Origin of the sequence: Winslowiella iniecta (genome assembly GCF_001267535.1) — a bacterium.
Taxonomy (GTDB): domain Bacteria; phylum Pseudomonadota; class Gammaproteobacteria; order Enterobacterales; family Enterobacteriaceae; genus Erwinia; species Erwinia iniecta.
The window spans coordinates 98,516-113,534 of record NZ_JRXE01000017.1; the positions used below are offsets into that span (position 1 = coordinate 98,516).

Annotated in this window: 10 protein-coding genes; 5 read left to right on the forward strand and 5 right to left on the reverse strand. The window is 52.8% G+C overall.

Annotation, left to right across the window (positions count from 1 at the left end):
- Positions 1–6: 6 nt before the first annotated feature.
- From NG42_RS13335 to NG42_RS13345, 3 genes are all read right to left on the reverse strand, one after another.
- Positions 7–3,108 (reverse strand): efflux RND transporter permease subunit, encoded by a 3,102-nt coding sequence (locus NG42_RS13335; RefSeq protein WP_052899943.1) that lies wholly within the window; start codon positions 3,106–3,108, stop codon positions 7–9.
- Between the two features lie 10 nt (positions 3,109–3,118).
- Positions 3,119–4,204, reverse strand: coding sequence for an efflux RND transporter periplasmic adaptor subunit (locus NG42_RS13340; protein WP_082203887.1), 1,086 nt, complete (start codon positions 4,202–4,204; stop codon positions 3,119–3,121).
- A gap of 176 nt (positions 4,205–4,380) precedes the next feature.
- Positions 4,381–5,289, reverse strand: coding sequence for a LysR family transcriptional regulator (locus tag NG42_RS13345; RefSeq protein ID WP_052899944.1), 909 nt, complete (start codon positions 5,287–5,289; stop codon positions 4,381–4,383).
- A 95-nt stretch (positions 5,290–5,384) separates the two neighbouring features.
- Here NG42_RS13345 and NG42_RS13350 point away from each other — a divergent pair, with 95 nt between their 5' ends.
- Positions 5,385–6,449 carry an SDR family oxidoreductase gene (locus tag NG42_RS13350; protein WP_052899945.1) on the forward strand — a complete coding sequence of 355 codons (1,065 nt, stop codon included), beginning with the start codon at positions 5,385–5,387 and terminating at the stop codon, positions 6,447–6,449.
- Positions 6,450–6,665: 216 nt separating this feature from the next.
- Here the strand turns inward: NG42_RS13350 and NG42_RS13355 are convergent, their stop codons facing one another.
- Positions 6,666–9,212, reverse strand: coding sequence for a membrane-bound PQQ-dependent dehydrogenase, glucose/quinate/shikimate family (locus NG42_RS13355; RefSeq protein WP_052899946.1), 2,547 nt, complete (start codon positions 9,210–9,212; stop codon positions 6,666–6,668).
- 889 nt (positions 9,213–10,101) lie between these two features.
- On the opposite strand from NG42_RS13355, the gene NG42_RS13360 reads away from it, so the two are divergent.
- Positions 10,102–11,586 carry a hypothetical protein gene (locus tag NG42_RS13360; protein WP_052899947.1) on the forward strand — a complete coding sequence of 495 codons (1,485 nt, stop codon included), beginning with the start codon at positions 10,102–10,104 and terminating at the stop codon, positions 11,584–11,586.
- A gap of 5 nt (positions 11,587–11,591) precedes the next feature.
- On the opposite strand, the gene NG42_RS13365 is transcribed toward NG42_RS13360, so the two are convergent.
- Positions 11,592–12,020: a nucleotide triphosphate diphosphatase NUDT15 gene (locus tag NG42_RS13365; RefSeq protein WP_052899948.1), complete on the reverse strand. Its 429-nt coding sequence runs from the start codon at positions 12,018–12,020 to the stop codon at positions 11,592–11,594.
- Positions 12,021–12,212: 192 nt separating this feature from the next.
- Between NG42_RS13365 and NG42_RS13370 the strand changes: the two genes are divergently transcribed.
- The 3 genes from NG42_RS13370 (at position 12,213) to NG42_RS13380 (ending at position 14,703) form a co-directional block, all read left to right on the forward strand.
- Positions 12,213–12,638 carry a DUF2231 domain-containing protein gene (locus NG42_RS13370; protein ID WP_053115600.1) on the forward strand — a complete coding sequence of 142 codons (426 nt, stop codon included), beginning with the start codon at positions 12,213–12,215 and terminating at the stop codon, positions 12,636–12,638.
- Between the two features lie 12 nt (positions 12,639–12,650).
- The gene (locus NG42_RS13375; protein ID WP_052899949.1) at positions 12,651–13,967 is read left to right on the forward strand and encodes a PQQ-dependent sugar dehydrogenase; all 1,317 of its coding nucleotides are present in this window, start codon (positions 12,651–12,653) and stop codon (positions 13,965–13,967) included.
- Positions 13,968–14,256: 289 nt separating this feature from the next.
- The gene (locus tag NG42_RS13380) at positions 14,257–14,703 is read left to right on the forward strand and encodes a hypothetical protein (RefSeq protein ID WP_156321991.1); all 447 of its coding nucleotides are present in this window, start codon (positions 14,257–14,259) and stop codon (positions 14,701–14,703) included.
- Positions 14,704–15,019 lie beyond the last annotated feature (316 nt).

Below are 15,019 nucleotides of genomic sequence, written 5' to 3' on the forward strand. Positions count from 1 at the left end.
ACGCCGCTACTCTCCTTTCGTTTTGCTCCATTCACGCAGGCGCTGTAGATGCAGATACAGCGACGGGATAAAGAACAGTCCAATTGCTGTGGCGGCTAACATACCGCTGAACAGCGTGATACCAATGATTTGCCGACTTTCTGCGCCCGCACCGCTGGCAAGTACCAGTGGCAATACGCCGAAAATAAACGAAACGGCAGTCATGATCACCGCCCGGAAACGTTGTTGCGCACCCTGTTGCGCAGCCTGCTGAATCGGCAATCCTTTTTCCCGCAAATCGCGGGAAAACTCAACAATCAGAATAGCATTTTTCGCCGCCAGACCAATCAATAACACCAGGCCAATTTGCGCATAAATATCGTTCGCTAAACCGGCCAGCGTTAATCCCACTACTGCGCCCATCAGTGCAAACAGCACCGACAGTAACACCGCCGCCGGAATCGTCCAGCTTTCATACTGGGCGACCAGGAACAGATAGGCGAAGATTAGCGCGGCCAGATAAATCATTATCGCCTGACCACTGTTTTGCCGCTCCTGCAAGGACATGCCGCTCCAGCTATAACCGTAGCCTTGCGGCAACTCGCTGTTCAGCAGCTGTTCCATGATGCCCATCGCCTGACCTGAACTGACGCCTTCCACTGCCGAACCGCTGACCGCCACCGACGGGAATTGGTTATATTGCGCGATGAACGGTGAGCCAACCGACGGCGTCAGTGTGACCAGCTGGCTGAGGCTGACCAGCGCACCGCTGTCGCTGCGCACCGATAACTGATGGATTTGCTCGCTGCGCTGGCGATAGTTCATCTCATTCTGCACCTGCACCCTAAACAGCCGGTTGTTGCGAGTGAAATCGCCAACGTTGATGCCACCCAGCGCGGTTTGCAGCGTGGTAAAAATACGATCCACCGGCACATTCAGTAACGCGGCGCGTTCGCGGTCGACGGTTAAACTTATCTCCGGCACGCTGGCGCTGAAGGTCGTGAACACCCGGCTGAGTTCAGGCTGCTGATTGGCGGCCATAATCAGCGCATGGCTGGTACGCGCCAGCTCCTGCGGTGATTGGCCGTCAAGCGCCTGAATACGTAAATCAAAGCCGGAGGCATTGCCCAGTCCGTTAATTGCCGGCGGAATAAACGCCATCATCATCGCCGCAGGATTAGTGGCCAGCTGTTGCTGAATAACGGGCAGCAACTGGTCGACCGGATCGCGATCATTCCACGGCTTTAACTGCACGATGGCAAAACCGCTGTTCGCCGCGTTGCCACCGCCGAGCAGACTGAAACCGGTAATTTTAATCACATCCTCTACTGCCGGATTCGCGGCGACCGTTTGATACATCTGCTCCATTACCGTCTGCGTCCGCGCCAGTGAGGCTCCGTCGGGCAACTGGACGTTAATAAACAGATAGCCTTGATCCTCTTCCGGTAAGAAACCGCCAGGCAACAGGCTGTAACAGAGCCATGTCGCGCCAGCAGCCAGCAGCAAAGCACACATGGTTGTGACACTGTAACGATTTATTCGCCTTACGGCTGCTACGTAACCCTCACGCGTGGTTTGCAACAGGCGATTAAAGGCTCCAAACGGGCCACGGGTTGCGGGCTGGCGGTATTTCAGTAACGTGGCGGTAAGCGCCGGCGTCAGCGTCAGGGCATTAACACTGGACAGCACCATAGCGCTGGCCAGCGTGACGGCAAACTGACGGTACAGCTCACCGGTAATTCCCGGCAACATCGCCACCGGCACAAATACCGCCAGCAGTACCATAGTGGTGGCGATGACCGGCCCGGCAATTTGTGTGATCGCGTCGCGGGTGGCTTTCACCGGCCCAAACTGCGGATTTTCCACCATAATGCGCTCAACATTTTCCACCACCACAATCGCGTCATCGACCACGATATTCAGCGCCAGAATCATGGCGAATAAACTGAGCATATTTATTGAGTAACCAAACAGCAGCAGTACCGCCACGGTACCGAGCAGCGACACCGGAATGGTCAGCGCCACGATAAAGGTCGCGCGCAGGCTCTGCATAAACAGATAAACCACCGCCAGTACCACCAGTAAGGTCAGCACCAGCGAATGCCTAATCTCGCGCAGGGTTTCCCTGATGGAATCGGTTGAATCGAAATTGATAGCAAGGGTCATATCATCAGGGAATGCCTGGGCCTGCTGCGCCATTTCTGCTTTTACCGCACTGGCAACACGCAGGGCGTTAGCGCCTGGCGTCGGGTAAATCATCAAAAACGCGACAGGCGTATTATTCATCGCCGCATTAACCTGGTAGTTTTCGGCTCCCAGTTCGGTACTGGCGACGTCGCCAAGCCTGACCATGCCACCGTTCTGATTACTGCGAATCACAATGCGGGCGAACGCTTCCGGCGAAGAGAGGCGTCCGCTGCCGCTAATGGTCAGCGTTTTCTGTTGATCGGCGGGTGTGGGAGCCGCACCGACTTGACCGGCGGCCGCCTGCACATTTTGCTGACGCAGCGCCGCAATAATCTCATCGCTGGTGACATTAAGCGCTTCCATGCGTAGCGGATTCAGCCAGATGCGCATACTGTAATCGCGGGCACCAAAAATCTGCACATCGCCTACGCCATCGATTCTTGCCAGCGCATCTTTCAGGCGGATGCTGCTGTAGTGAGTTAAAAACATCGCGTCGTGTGTGCCGCCAGGCGACTGAACGCTGAGGCCCAGCAGAATATTGGTGGCACGTTTGCGCACCGAGATGCCATTGTTGTTGACTTCAGCGGGCAACTGGGCGCTGATCTGCGACAGACGATTTTGTACTTCAACCGCTGCCATATCAGGGTCGGTACCGCTGGCGAAAGTAATGGTCAGTGAATAACTGCCGTTATTACTGCTGCTGGACTCCATATACAGCATATTGCTGACGCCATTGATCTGGCTTTCTATCGGTGAAGCCACCGCTTCGGCGACATCGCGGGCGCTGGCTCCGGGGTAGACTGCGCTGACGCTGACGACCGGTGGGGTGATCTCGGGAAACTTTTCCACCGGAATAATCGTCAGCGCCAGCAAACCGACCAGGCTGAGAATCAGTGCGATAACCATCGCAAATTTCGGTCGTCTGACAAAAAAATGTAGCATCGTCGCCGCCTTATTCGCTGGCGGCAGTGGCGTTGACCACCATGCCGGGTCTGACTTGTTGGATGCCGGAGACAATCACTTGTTCACCAGGCTTAAGACCGGCGGTCACCAGATAGTGCTGTTCACGCTGGCGACCCGGTGTGACGCGGCGTTGCGCCACGCGATTATCGTGATCAACCAGCAGCACGAAAAACCCCTCTTTGTCCTGCGAAAGGGCAGCCACCGGGATGGTAATGGCATTTTGCGACTGACCGGCTTGCAGAGCGACATTTACCACTCCGCCCGGTAACAGCAGATGCTGTGGGTTGGCAAACCGCAGTCTCACTGCCACGCTGCCGGTCTGTGGATCAATGTGATTATCAACGGATTCAAATTCCCCGGATTGAGGATATGGATAACCATTGGCCAGGGTCAGCTGTGAGTGAAAACTCTTCGCCGTCTCTGGCTGTTGCATTGCGCTGATATAGTCGTGTTCGTTGACCGCAATCCTGACGCGAATCGGGTCCAGTTGTGTCACCGTCACCAGCGAACCGCTGGCGGGATTGACCAGGCTACCGGTATTAAAGCGTGTGTGACCGATGCGTCCGGCAATCGGCGCGGTGATGCGTGTATAGCCGAGATTCAGTTGTTGGGTTTTCAGCTCCGCCTGCATCTGTGCGAGGCTGGCGCGGGCGATATCACGCTCGGCTTCAGCGGCGTCAACATCGGATTTACTGATCGCATTACTGGCGGTTAAGCGCTGCAATCGGCTGAGATGCAGTTGTGCATTGCGTGCCACCGCCTGGGCGCTTTGCACCCGGGCTTTAGCCTGCTCGACCGCCGCATGGTGCTGGGCCGGTTCAATTTCAAACAGTAACTGACCGGATTCGACCATCTGTCCTTCGGTAAAATGGCGACGGGCAATAAAACCTTCAACGCGGGTTAACACCTCCACCGTCTGGATTGCTTCAACCCGGCCCATGTAGACCCACGCTGTGGCAGTGGGTTTTAACTGGGTGGTGATAACTTGCACTGCGGGCAGCGGCGCTGACCGGGCAGGGTTAACCAGCAGCATGCAACCCAGACACAGCGCAGCAATGCGTTTGAAGATAGGCATAGTGACTCACCTGATAAGATTGATATTGCCGGGTAGTGTAATTTTCTGAATAAAAACCAGATTAACCTTGATCAAGACAACTTCAGTTTTGTGATGTCACACCAATTTTAATGTTGTTCGTTGAGGATGGGTTGAGTGTAGAGTATCGCTGAAATTATGCTCTCGCCGGTAGCACGTTAACTGATCGTCAGCGTTTTCAATGCCTGCAGTAAGGCATCCACTTTTGGCGTCAGCTGTTTTTTCTGCGGCCACAAAATAGTGAGCGGCAAACCTTCCACCGTCAACGGCTCCAGTAGCGGCTGTAGTGCGCCTGAAGCCAGCTGTTCGCTCACCAGCCAGGTAGCAATTTGCGTCACGCCCAGCCCGGCGACCACGGAAGACCGCAGGGCTTCACCATCGCCCAGCGCCATCGTATGAGCAATTTCGCGCGTCAGGGGCCTCCCGCTGGCGGCAGGAAACGTCCACGGTGTGGTGCTGCCGTCATGCCGGGCGTAGGCAATACAGCGATGTTCACTTAACGCTTCCGCTGATAACGGCGTGCCGTGTTGTTGCAGATACGCGGGTGATGCGCAAAAAATCAGCCGTTCGCTGCCAAGATAGTGGTAGCCGAGCGAGGAGGGATAATCACCCGGGCCGCCGATACGCACCGCAATATCAATGCCTTCTTCAATAATGTCGACAAAGCGATCGGTAAAAGTGATGTTCAGTTGCAAATCGGGATAGTCGCGGCAAAAGCGATTTAACAGCGGCACCACCTGCAAACGGCCAAAGGAGTGCGGCAGCGCAAGGCGCAGGCGACCCGCCGGACGGTTACGCTGGGCGACCAACACCGACTCGGCCTCGGCCAGCTCATCCAGCACCCGGCTACAGGTCTGATAGAACGCCTGGCCAGCGTCGGTCAGTGACAGGCTGCGGGTGGTACGGTCAAACAGCCGCGAACCTAAGCGCTCCTCCAGCCGGGCGACACTTTTACTGACGGCGGAATTGCTCAGATGCAGCTTTTCCGCCGCAGCCGTAAAACTGCCGGTTTCTGCGCTGACTACAAACGGGGTTATGCCTTTCAGGCGATCGCTGGAAATCATAATTTGTGAATTTTTGTCATGAAATTGATGAATATATACCTGAGATGAGAATTAAATTCCATATTAAGCTGAAGTTCTTAATCTGAAGGAGAGTACATATGAAATCACGTGCATTGATCGTTGGCGTCAGTGGTGTTGTCGGCAGCGCACTGGCGAGCAAACTGCTGGCTGAAGGCTGGCAGGTCTATGGATTATCACGCGGTCACAGTGCAGTGCCCGCAGGCTGCACCGCGCTGACCGCCGATTTAACCTCAGAACACGCGGTACAGCAGGCGTTAGAAGGTATCGAGGTGGACAAGGTGTTCTTTAGCGTCTGGGCGCGTCAGGAAAATGAGAAAGAGAATATCCGCGTCAATGGCGCGATGGTGCGCCATGTACTGGATGCGTTGGGCAGCAGGCTGAAGGGCGGTCATGTGGCGCTGGTCACCGGTCTGAAACACTACCTCGGGCCGTTTGACGCCTATGGCAAGGGTGAAGTGCCGGTTACGCCATTCCGCGAAGAGATGGGACGTCAGCCGGTCGATAACTTCTATTATGCGCAGGAAGATGAAGTGTTTGCCGCCGCCGAAAAGTACCAGTTCAGCTGGAGCGTGCACCGTCCGCATACCATTATTGGTTACGCGGTGGGCAATGCGATGAATATGGGGCAAACGCTGGCGGTCTACGCCACGCTGTGTAAGCACACCGGGCAGCCATTTATTTTCCCGGGTTCAGCGATGCAGTGGAATGGTGTGACCGATATGACCGATGCGCGTTTGCTGGCCGACCAGCTTCAGTGGGCCGCCACCCGTGAGCAGGCTAACAACGAAGATTTCAATGTGGTGAACGGCGATGTATTCCGCTGGCAGTGGATGTGGTCGCAAATTGCTGATTACTTTGGTATTGAAGCGGTGCCTTTCAGCGGCGAAATGCAACCGCTGGAAGGGCGCATGCAAGATGCCGCCGCTCAGTGGCAGCAGATTGCCAGCCAGTATTCACTGAAGCAGGCCGATGTGAATAAGCTGGCCTCATGGTGGCATACCGATGCCGATCTGGGTCGTCCAATGGAGGTTATTACTGATATCAGTAAAAGCCGTAAAGCCGGCTTTGACGGTTATCAGTGCACCCGCGATGCCTTTATCGAGCTGTTTGATAAGCTCAGGGCTGAAAAGCTGATTCCTTAATCGGCTCAACCTACTCGCTTGTGTTATCACATCCAGCATTAAAGACCATTTATATACTGGTGCAATCATTAATAATTCACTCCAGCGCGGCCAATTTACACCCTGCATATCATCAGAGCGAAAGGCGCAAACGGCTTGCGTAAATTAAATAAAAAAACGGCTTCCTGTCAGGGAAGCCGTTTTAGTTATACCTTTAACAGGTGGTCTGTTGACCGATTATTTCTGGTCAGGCAGGGCGTAAGCAATCACGTAGTCACCGCGATCTGGCGACTGACGCGCGCCACCGGCGCTGATAATGATGTACTGTTTACCGGTTTTCGGTGAAACGTAAGTCATTGGGCCAGACTGGCTGCCAACCGGCAGACGCGCTTTCCAGATCTCTTTACCGTTTGCAGTATCGAAAGCACGCAGGTAGTAATCCTGAGTACCGGCGAAGAACAGCAGACCGGATTGGGTAGACAGGCTTGCGCCCAGCGTTGGCATACCGATTTCCATTGGCATATGCATTTTAATGCCCATTGGTCCGGTATCTTTCACCGTACCAACCGGAACCTGCCAGGCGATTTTACCGGTTTTCAGGTCAACCGCTGACATGGTACCAAATGGTGGCTTCTGGCATGGAATGCCCAGAGGCGACAGGAAGCGCTCACGCACCGCACCATAAGGTGTGCCGTCCATCGGAACCATCCCCATTTCGATACCGCTGGCACCGCTTGGTACTTGGCTGCGTGGTACCAGGTAGTTAGCCAGGCCCAGACGCATATCGTTAACAAACATAATGGCATTGTTCGGGTCAACCGACACGCTGCCCCAGTTCATACCGCCCAGTGAACCCGGGAACTGCAGGGAACGATCTAAACCTGGTGGGGTGAAGACGCCCTCGTGACGCATACCTTTAAACTCGATGCGGCACAGCAGCTGATCCAGTGGCGTGGCACCCCACATATCCGACTCTTTCAGCGTTTCATTGCCGATATTCGGCATACCAACAGAGAAAGGCTGAGTTTTCGAGTAACGCTCACCTGGGGTGTTGCCCTGTGGAACTTCGCGATTCTCAACTTTTGCTACTGGCTCACCGGTTTCGCGGTTGAGCATAAAGATCATGCCTTGCTTACTGGTCTGAACCAGTACCGGCGTCGTACCACCTTTACCGTCTGGCAGGTCGTACAGCAGCGGCTGTGAAGGCAGGTCAAAGTCCCACAGATCGTGATGGGTGGTCTGGAAATGCCAGCGCACTTTACCGGTTGAGGCATCGACTGCCACTACCGATGAGCTGTATTTATCATCCAGCGCGGTACGTTCACCACCAAAGAAGTCTGGCGTAGCGTTGCCGGTTGGCAGATAAACCAGGTTCAGTTTGGCGTCATACGCCATCGCTGACCAGACGTTAGGTGTACCACGGGTATAAGTCATGCCTTCTGGTGGCAGCTTCGTCACCGCCGGATTACCCGGATCCCATGCCCAGACCAGTTCACCGCTGTGAACGTCATAAGCACGTACCACACCCGGAGGCTCGCCGGTGGAGAAGTTATCCGCGACGCGACCACCAACCACCACGACATTGCCCGCCACTAACGGGGTAGAGGTCTGCTGGTAGTAGCCTGGTTTGACTTCGCCCATACCGACTTTCAGATCCACCACGCCGTTATCACCGAAATCGGCACAGGCTTCACCGGTATCAGCATTGATAGCGATCAGACGTGCGTCGATGGTCGGCAGGAACAGGCGACGTTCACAGATGGCAGGCGCGGCAGCATTGATATTGCTGGCCGGAGTCTGTGGCTGTGAAGCCGCTGCTGCTGGCGGAGTCGCTTCAGCGGCACCGGTTGGGTGCTGGTCAGGTGTCTCACCACTGGCCGCAGCCGGTTGTGATGCAGCCTCGGCAGCAGCAGCAGATGGCTGAGCGTCACCCTGTGCAGCGGCAGAGGGGGTTGGCTGGGCTTCGCTGTTAGCAAAGTAGCCAAGTCCACGGCAGCGCTGCCAGTTTGGCGCTTCAGCTTTCGGGTCGAATGCCCACAGCTGTTTACCATCATCAGCATTAAGTGCCAGCACTTTGCCGTAAGCGGTACAAACAAACAGTTTGTCACCAACTTGCAGTGGGGTGTTCTGGTCTTCTGCACCTGAACCGTTGCTCAGTGGAATATCACCGGTATGCGCGATCCACGCCACTTCCAGCTGATTAACGTTAGATTTGTTAATCTGATCCAGCGCGGCAAAACGGTCACCGTGAGTGGTATTACCCCAATGTTCCCAGTTTTTCTGTTCACTACCCGGAGCAACAGGTTTCACCGGAATATCTTCGCTGGCGCTGATAATTGGCGCAGGCACAAAGGTATAACCGAAACCGGCTAACAGCGCGATGGCCAGCAAACCCGCAAGGCTGTAGCTGGCGGTTTTGCGACCATCATGACCGGCACGCAGTTTCAGGAACGGATAAGCCAGCGCCGTCAGGAAAGCCAGTACGCCGAACATAAACAGGCGTGAGAACAGAGGCCAGAAATTCAGGCCCGCATCCCACACTGCCCAGATAACAGATAACACAAATGCCAGCGCGTACAGCCAGGCACCCGCAGGTTTGATTTTAATAATCAGTACGGCAGAAATGATCATCGCCAGGCCCATCAGCAGGAAGTAAAGACTTCCGCCTAATGACACCAGCCAGCCGCCGCCGATAGCGATGGCAGCACCAATGATCCCCATGAGAGCGCCAAGCGCCCACATCAGCCAGACCCCTGTACTACGTTTACTGCTTTGATTTGACATGATTTATCTCACCATGAAGCTATGGTATGACCACAGCATAAGTGCATTAACAGTTTGAGAGAAAATTATCGCTACCTGGCACAACCAGTACTTAAATTAACGTCCATTATTAGAAAATTTGCTAACTGCAACCGGATGTTTTTTAAACAGGCTTGCGAAAAGCGCGGCTGCAGGATGCGGTAAACGCCATCGCCAGCCCGCAATCGGGCACTTTTTCCGGGAAAGAATTGCGTCAGTATCCGGCTGTAGGCCAGACGACTAAGCCGCCGGATACCCTCACGATCGCCGCGTAAATACCGAAATTAGCTGCTTTTTCAGCACTCGAGCTCAATCCTGATTAGCATAAAAACACTACTCATAATGGGGTAAATGAACCATTTGGAACGATAATGGCGCATATAGTAAACCTTATTGACGCAAATTGAAAAGTATTACCCTGCGTGACTATTCACTAAATGCGACACAGTTGTTAATAATGCATTAACACACCTACATCATTTTTCGTCAATCTGCGGGTGTATAGGCTGATAACGTTGATATTGACCCTCTCCAAACGGAGAAATTGTTAAGCATCTGTTACCTGTGTAAATGGTGAAAAAATAAAATAAATAGCCGTTGGGTGTTATCATAGTCACATTTGCTGCTTATTTAACCATGCAGTGAAGTGTCACTGGATGAGTCAGATTACTGGCCAGACAAATATCATCATGGGCTATGCCAGGTGGAATATCAGTAATATTTTTTACTATATATAAGTATTTCCTATGACTGGCGGGTATATATAATGAGCGCTTTGTGGAAGTGTGAATAATTTCCTCCTCTAAGCTTAGAATACGCTAATTCTGCGGGAAGGTTCCGTTTCATTATACTGAGGCGGAGGAGGTGTTTTATGCAAACAGATAAAGTCAGTGGTAATTTCCTGGATTACTCAGTTAATAATAAAAGCTTAAGTATTGATTGTGCTGAAACGGATTCTTTTTCCCAAAACTTACGTCGCGTGGCGTCGGTTCCTGAAAACTTACCCCCTTTATCGCAAGCGTCTCCTGCCATCAGGCCGCGCTGTTACTCGTTTCAGGGAACGCTAATAGCTACGCGTAATCAGCGCGGTGATTATCTGGTAAAAGATATGCATATCAGTCAGTTGTCGCCACTTGGCGCTGTGCATCCGCACCGGCGTAGCTATATACCAGATATAAAAAATCCGCTTCACGGGATGCCAGCGCGTGGCGAGATGGGTTCACAAAGTGTCATTATTAATATGCCGGAAGAGGACAGCAAAAGTTATGGAAATAACAGTCTCAATAGTCAGTCAACACAGATGTTTCTGATAGATGCGGGTGCGGAATTAAACGCAAATGATGAGATAAATGCTCAGCAGAAGTTAAGTGATCAGTTAACTATTACTTTGCAGAAACCACAGCTCAACGTGCGTCATTCCGGTAATAATTATTGGGCTGATTTGCATTCAAAAGAAAATATGGATGCACTGCAACGGCATGCGAAAAATATCGGCAAGGTGCTTAGTCGCAATATGTTATCGGTCGCCATACCCACCGCGATGCGTGAATATATGGCTAAAAATATCCTGCCGCTGTTATTACGCAATGCGCCAGGCACGGCGAATATTGCGCTGGCTGGCATTGCCCTCGCCGTGCCGATTGCCCTGCAACTACTGGGTATTGCCCGGGATCTGCACGCTGGCACCCAGACGCGCGCCAGCCTTAGCGCACGGCTGGCGAATATCGCGATGATAACCGGTGCCGGCTCGGCCCTGGTCGCCACCGGTGGTGTTGCCGCTGCCGCCAATGCGTTAATCGCCGCGGTATTTGTGTATGTGCCGATAAGAGATGCCCTGCAATACTTTGTGAAACTGGGTGATAACAATAAACCCTCTCTCAATCTGAGTGTTTGCAGCAAATCCGCTGTGGTCTATACCGCTAATCAGGTACTGGTCTCGGAGGGAATGGACATGTTAGCCCTTGCGCTGGAACCTTTGCTGGGAAAAGCGGCGGCAAATATGGTGGGTAAGGCGCTGGTGAATACGGCGGGTGAAGCGGCTGATGAAATAACCTTTCGTACGCTTAACGCATCGGAACAGGAAAATCCGGCAGTCGAATACAGTCTTAACATTCGTCCGGCTGACGAGATAAACCTGAAAACCGGCACCGACCTGCTGATGAATACCATCACCGCACGATCTTCACTGTTTGCAACGACATTTGCAGCGGCTAACGCGGTGCCGTATGCCGGTGTGCTAAGCAGTATCGTGATTGGCGGAGCGCTGGGCGCCGGTTACATCCCGTTTTTCTTTTGCCACGCACAGAAAGCGCCCGATCCTCTGGACCGGATGGAAGCCGGACTGGAGAGCTTCTGAGATCGTTAGTCAGTCTGCTGTGACAGTCGGGTTAAGCAATCGCCACCATGCTGTTGCAGCAGATTTTGCAGGGGAATAAACAGGGGATGAGGTAATGCGTCCAGCGCAAACCACTGCCAGCCGCCGCACTTTTCCGGCTCACACAACACCGGCTCACCCACTGGCTGATGCGCGACGGCAAACAGCGTAACGTAATGTTTCTGCTCATTGGCAAAAATATCGTTGGTAAACGGCCCGATGCGGAGTTTATCCAGTCTCAGACCGGTCTCTTCCTGCACCTCGCGTTGCGCGCACTGCTCTATGGATTCGCCGAACTCAAGGTGACCGCCAGGTGCGGACCAGCTATCGGCTCCGTGGCTGCCTTTTCTGCGTCCTAACAATAGCTTACCGTCGCGAAAAATCAGTACGCCGACGCCAATTCGCGGAGTTAACATTCTCTGTTCCTGTCTGTTTTTTCTTACCTCAGACTGCATCATCCTGCGGTGATAATCAAATCACTGCAACACCATGGGCGACTTTTTGTTATAGCTTTCTGTCTAAACTGATTACATTTACTAATATTTTAGGGTTCCGGGATACGGTCGCTCTCTGGCCGTTTACATTGATTGTTGCTAAGGAGTCTGTAGATGAAGTCCAACGGCATTCCCCCTCGCTCCACCGTTGCGGTGGTGTTGTATGAATGGTTAAACCCGATTCCGCTCGGTTTTTTTGTTGCGGCCTGGCTGTTCGATATCATTTATCTGTACAGCTATGAAATCTTCTGGACACAGGCTGCCAGCTGGCTGATTGCTTTCGGGCTGGTGATTGCCATTATTCCACGCTTGATCAGCCTTACGCATGTCTGGCCGGGTACAGCCGCGCGGCAACCCGCCGCACTTAAACTGCATTTCTGGGCCTGGGCACTGGCGGTGATACTGTCGATTATTAACGCTTTTGTTCACAGCCGCGATGCCTGGGCCGTCGTGCCTGCTGGCGTGACGCTTTCGACGATGGTGGTGCTGCTGCTGTTTATCGCTAATCTGCAACTTGCTTTGCGCCAGCGCACTGCTTAAGGAGGAGTTTTGATGAGAATTTCACGTTTTCTCTCGCTGATCGGTTTATCGTTGCCACTGATGCTGGTGGGCTGTGATGACGGTGCAAAAATAAAGCCGGAACAACAGACTGGTTCCGACCCGACGCTGCCCGAGGCAAAAAACTTCCTGCTGCCACCGATGCAGGTGCCAGACAAGATCGACTGGAAGCCCGGAGAGACCCCAAAAGTTGCGCCAGGGCTGAAAATCGAGAAAATCGCGGAGGGCTTGCTCTATCCACGCCAGGTTTATGCCCTGCCGAATAACGATATTCTGGTGGTGGAGGCCAACGGGCCGTCAAAACCTACCACGAAGCCAAAAGAACTGATTACCGGGGTGATAAAGAAATCATCCGGTAAAGGCGCTAAAGGCGGCAACCGCATCACTTTACTGCGCAACAACAATGGCGAGTGGCAGCAACATATTCTGTTGCAGAACCTGCATTCACCGTTTGGCGTGCAGCTGGTCGGCAATACGCTGTATGTGGCGAATGCGGATGCGATTATCAAATATCCGTATCAGGCCGGACAAACCGAAATTACCGCTCCGGGTGTGGAACTGACGGAACTGCCGGGTGGCCCGATTAATCATCACTGGACCAAAGCGCTGTTAGCCAGCCCTGATGGCAGCAAGCTTTATGTTGGCGTCGGTTCTAACAGTAACGTGGCGGAAAACGGCATTGGGGCTGAATATCGTCGTGCTGCGGTGCTGGAAGTGGATACCGCCAGTGGTGCCAGCCGCATTTATGCCAGCGGGATCCGCAATCCCACCGGTTTACAGTGGGAACCCGAGACCGGGAAGTTATGGGCCATCGTTAATGAGCGCGACGAAATTGGCGCGGATCTGGTACCGGATTACCTGACTTCGGTACAGGAAGGCGGTTTCTATGGCTGGCCGTACAGCTATTTTGGGCAGCATGTTGATCAACGCGTGCAACCGCCGCGCCCGGATCTGGTAGAAAAAGCCATCAAGCCGGATTACGCGTTAAGTTCCCATGTGGCACCGCTGGGGCTGTTATTCTATACCGGCAACAACCTGCCTGCTGAATATCGCGGCGGGGCGTTTATCAGTGAGCATGGCAGCTGGAATCGAAAACCGCTGAATGGTTATCGGGTTGACTGGGTAGCCTTCAGAGATGGCAAGCCGGTGGGGCAGCCAAAACCGATAGTGACCGGTTTTCTGACTGATGATGAAAAGCAAGTCCGAGGATTACCGGTGGGGCTGGCACAGGATCAGCAGGGCGGATTAATCATTGCCGATGACGCCGGTAACAGCGTCTGGCGCGTGACTGCTACGGCCAGCCAGCAGTAATTTCCATCATGGGCGGCGTGAACGCCGCCCATGCCGTAGGCCAGCATTCTGTATTCCAGCATAAACAGTCATGCTTTATTTACGAAAGTCAACTTTCTCATGGCTTTATGATAAAATTCGGTTATTTCCCTTGAAGGTAAAACGGTTAAGATAAATAGAATGTTAACCCATAAAGGATAATAGTGGATTTGTATGGTTATCAGCGCAAACTGTCGCATTAAGGGCGGGGGGATAAATAAGAGCTCCGTCTGATATTTACACCCTTTACCCCAAGTTAAGGAGAGTAATCATGCGACGCCGTGCAGCGACAGGAAAATTAGTTTCATCCGCAGCAGAGTTATCATTATACAGCTTGCGGATGCTTAAACCGCGACGCGAGGGAAGAGTCTGTTTTCGCCTTGCCGAACTGAAAAAACAATATCAGCAGACGTTACATACACAGCAAAGCTGTATTGCGCAAAGTAACGAGTTAAGTCTGTTACTGGAAAAGATGCTGAGCTGGTCAGGTAACTTAGCCCCGCGTGAATTAAGGATGCAGAAGCAAAAAATTGCCAGTATCCACGTTAAACAACAACATCTTACCCTGCAACAGCAGTCACTGATGCTTTTATTGCAGCAGTTGCAAACCCGTCAGGAAGAGCTGGTGGCCGAGTTGCAAAACCTGCTGAATAAGCGCAGCGGGGACATCTTTAGCCATCCACGACCATTGTCTGATATGGGTGATTTCAACGCCTGAGAATCAGCATTTAAGCAAGCATGTTGCCAGGGATAAATCTTTTTTCTACAGTCAGGCATAAAAAACTGATCACGTGCGAAATTCTTTTTGTGATTAATTCATCTCAATTCAGAATAGTTAAATTAAAAAAGGGATGCCGCAACTAAACCCGTCACCAGAATGGCATGATGAATAATTTAATCCCGATGTAAATCGGGCGACCGGTTTGTCGCCCATTGATGATAAGTGTTACGCAGTAAAAATCAGCGCCAGATTAAAGCCATCCTCAGCACTGACCTGAATCGTGTTATTCCGCTCAGTAAAGCGAATATTGCCA